The sequence below is a fragment of the Terriglobales bacterium genome (genome assembly GCA_035567895.1).
Taxonomy (GTDB): domain Bacteria; phylum Acidobacteriota; class Terriglobia; order Terriglobales; family Acidobacteriaceae; genus Gp1-AA112.
On the sequence record DATMPC010000071.1, the window covers coordinates 1 to 2,752 of the forward strand.

Annotated in this window: 3 protein-coding genes; all 3 read left to right on the forward strand. The window is 56.3% G+C overall.

Annotated features, from left to right (window positions below):
* Positions 1-995, forward strand: a 995-nt coding sequence (locus VNX88_15210) for a glycosyltransferase family 4 protein (protein HWY70018.1), incomplete at its 5' end; no start/stop codon positions are given.
* 22 nt (positions 996-1,017) lie between these two features.
* Entirely contained in the window at positions 1,018-2,217 is a 1,200-nt protein-coding gene (locus VNX88_15215; protein HWY70019.1) for a glycosyltransferase, read from the forward strand.
* A gap of 13 nt (positions 2,218-2,230) precedes the next feature.
* The coding region (locus VNX88_15220) for a hypothetical protein (protein ID HWY70020.1) at positions 2,231-2,752 on the forward strand (522 nt) is incomplete at its 3' end.

The following is a 2,752-nucleotide window of genomic DNA, read 5'->3' on the forward strand; positions in this document are numbered from 1 at the left end:
TAGATTGGAGGCACGCAAAAAGATTTATTAATTTTCTCCGCGCCGAGCGAATAGATCTCGTACATTCGCACTTGTTCCTGGCGAGCCTCTTCGCGTCGCCGCTGGCTCGCCTCGCGGCAGTATCTTCGGTGGTCGAGACCTTTCACCTTCGCGAGGTCTGGAGAGAGGGCCAGTGGCTGAAAGGCAGTTTCTGGTTGGACCGTCAGATCGGCCGTCTTGTTGATCGTTACATAGCGGTCTCGCACGCGGCCGAGCGCCATCTGCTCGAAAACAAGCGAATCGCACGTTCCAAGGTCATAACCATTCACAACGGCCGTGACTTGGCGCGGTTCCATCCGCCGACGCGCAACGAGATCGGTTGCGCGCGGGAGCAGCTTGGTGTTTCTGACAATCAGGTCATGCTCGTGCTCGGCAGGCTTGAGCAGCAAAAAGGCCACGTGTTTCTTATCGAGGCGTTTAAAAGGCTCGCGGCGCGGCGACCGAAACTGATCGCATTGTTCGCCGGGTCCGGTGCACTCGAATGCGAGCTTAAGATCCGTTGTCAGGCTGCAGGCCTGACGGATCGGATCGTCTTCCTCGGTTACCGCGACGACACCGAGCAATTATTGGCAGCTGCCGATCTGGTCGTCCTGCCTTCGCTTTTTGAAGGATTGCCGCTAGTCGCGGTTGAAGCCTTGGCGATGGCACGGCCAATGGTTGCCACCGACGTGGAGGGAACTCGCGAGATCGTCACCGACGGGGAGACGGGGCTTCTCGTCCGAGCAGCAGATCCTGCGGCACTGGCTTTCGGTATCGAACGGTTACTTGCCAATCCGGCCTTGGGCGCTCGCCTGGGCCGGCGAGGTCGCGCCGTGGTCGAGCAGAATTTCGATATCCGTCAACAGATCGCAAGGACAGTCGAGGTGTATCAGCGGCTATTGGACCAAAAGATGGGTCAAGCAGGCCCGCTGAAAGCTCCAAGCACGACGCTTAAGGAAAACATCGGACTTACATGACTCGTATCGAGAGAGAACTCCTATGGAACTTAATATTTTTAGCTCACCGATAGTAACCAATGTCGCGTGCGCGGTATTCTACGTTGCCGCCGGGCTCTTGTTGTACACCTGGGTGCTCTACCCGGCGATGCTCGCAATCCTTCCCGCTCGGCGCCGCAAGGCTGCTTCTGGGTCTCGCAGTTCTATTCAGCAATATCCTTTCGTGTCGATAGTAATCGCCGCCTACAACGAAGAGGATGTGATCGAGGCAAAAATTCGAAGCTTTCTTACAGACACCTATCCCGGAATGTCTGAACTGTTGATTGTCTCCGACGGGAGCACTGATAGAACTGTTGAAATCGCGACTCGTTTTATGAGCGACCGTGTCCGCCTTTTCGCTCAGTCCACTAACCGGGGCAAAGGGGCCGCTCTCGCGCTGGCGGTGCCTCGGGCGCGGGGAGAGATCCTGGTCTTCACCGACGCGACGTCTGTGTTTGCGCCGCAGACGTTGATTGAACTGGTTCGCCCCTTCGCTGATCGCAGTGTCGGACTCGTTACCGGAAGAGTGAGAGTTGAAGGCTGCCCGGTAGCAGGATTGTATCGTCGCTATGAGGACGTAATCGAGCAGTTCGAACAGCGTGGCGGCGTGATCTCCACAGCACACGGCTGCGTCTACGCGCTGCGTCGTTCGCTGTGGTGCCAGCATGATCCCCGCCTGACGAACGATTTTTTCCATCCAATCCTTGTGAACCTTCGCGGCTTTGATGTCGTCGTTGTGCCTGAGGCCGTATGCACCGAGAACTACTGTCCGGACTCCAAAATACAATTTCACAGGCAGGTCCGGATGGTCGCGCTGGCGGCGTTCGTCTACTTCAAATACCTGCCGGTCTTACTATTCGCCGCGAAATGGCGTCCTCTGTTCATTCTGACCTCTCACAAACTCATGCGTTGGCTCACGGTTCCATTCCTTGCGTTGCTTGGAATCGCGCTCTCCTGCCTCGTTGGCCAAGGAATGATCTATACGGCAGCTTTTTGTGCCGAATTGATCTTTGTTGCGGCTGTCGTGATGGGTGCACTGGTCAAGCGCTTCGGCCTACACAGCAGGCTCAGCTTAGTAGTGGAATTTGTGATCCTTAACTGGGGAGGAACTCTCGGGCTCTGGGAGGCTGGTCGCGGCCATTTGCCGACGGTCTGGGAAACCACCACTGGCGCCTCGGTTTCCCACGCGACTTCACTCAGCTGAATCGGAGGCAAGCATGTCAGGAGCGAACATCTTTATTCTGGTCGACGGACTAGGCTGGGAGTGGCTACAGACCATACCTTTTCTCACTGAAGTAGCCCCTTACCGGCGTCCGCTGGCCACGGTCTTCGGTTACAGCGCAGGCGCGATACCGTCGATATTGACCGGTCGTTATCCGACTGACCACGGTCGCATGGCGATGTTCCATCGCGTTCCCCAAAGCGATTCGCCGTTTCGAAGCTTCGCGTGGCTGTGCTCGATGCCTCAGGCATTGGTCGAGAACCGCTACCTACGGCATGTGGTCGAGTATGGCGCAAAAGGACTTCATGGATTTGCGGGCCACTTCGATCTCTATGATGTTCCGCTCAGGTATCTACCCATGCTTGATATCTGTGAAAAGCAAGACATCTACCAACCTGGCGGGATTCCAGGATCGACGAGCATCTTCGACTTCCTGGAGAACAAAGGTATCGCCTACCGCTCGTATTCGTACCATCAGGGTTCGGACTTTCAACTCATCGATATGCTCGAAGCTGAC

Excerpts from the sequence above, each read along its gene's own strand:
- VNX88_15215 (HWY70019.1), top strand. The coding sequence starts at position 1,018 with ATGGAACTTAATATTTTTAGCTCACCGATAGTAACCAATGTCGCGTGC.